This window comes from Photobacterium chitinilyticum (assembly GCF_004104355.1).
In the GTDB taxonomy this organism is placed as follows: domain Bacteria; phylum Pseudomonadota; class Gammaproteobacteria; order Enterobacterales; family Vibrionaceae; genus Photobacterium; species Photobacterium chitinilyticum.
In genome coordinates this window covers 1-429 of the sequence record NZ_RJLM01000206.1, presented here as the reverse complement: position 1 = coordinate 429, position 429 = coordinate 1, and the positions used below count along the sequence as shown (strand labels likewise).

Genomic DNA, 429 nt, shown 5'->3' with positions numbered 1-429 from the left:
TGCTCCTTTCAGTCCGAACTTAGCTTTGATTTCTGCGATCTTCGCCAGAGCCTGTGCACGATTTAGAGGTCTACCGCCCATGACAGGAAGTTGTTTTACTGGTTCAGGGATCGCCTCACCACGGTTAATTCTCGCAGTCATATGGACAAGCTCATCTGCGGCCTTACGGCGTAATTCCGCATCAGTAAGCGCATTGGCCCGCATGTTCTGATACAGGTTGGTAACCAGCCAGTAGTGCGCGTTTGATTTCCACGGATAAGACTCCGCATCCGGATACAGGCCTCGCTTCCGGCAATACTCGTAAACCATATCAACCAGCTCGCTGACGTTTGGCAGTCCGGCGGTAACGGATGCTTCTTCCCGGCACCATGCAACAAACTGCCCGGGTGATGGCAGAAATGGTCGATTCTGCCGACGGGCTACGCGCAT

The 429-nt window shown here is 53.6% G+C and carries 1 protein-coding gene; it reads right to left on the bottom strand.

Features of this window, described 5'->3' with window-relative positions; translation table 11 throughout:
• A partial coding sequence (locus tag EDI28_RS26505) for a replication protein P (RefSeq protein ID WP_267900023.1) occupies nucleotides 1–429 on the bottom strand: 429 nt, incomplete at both ends.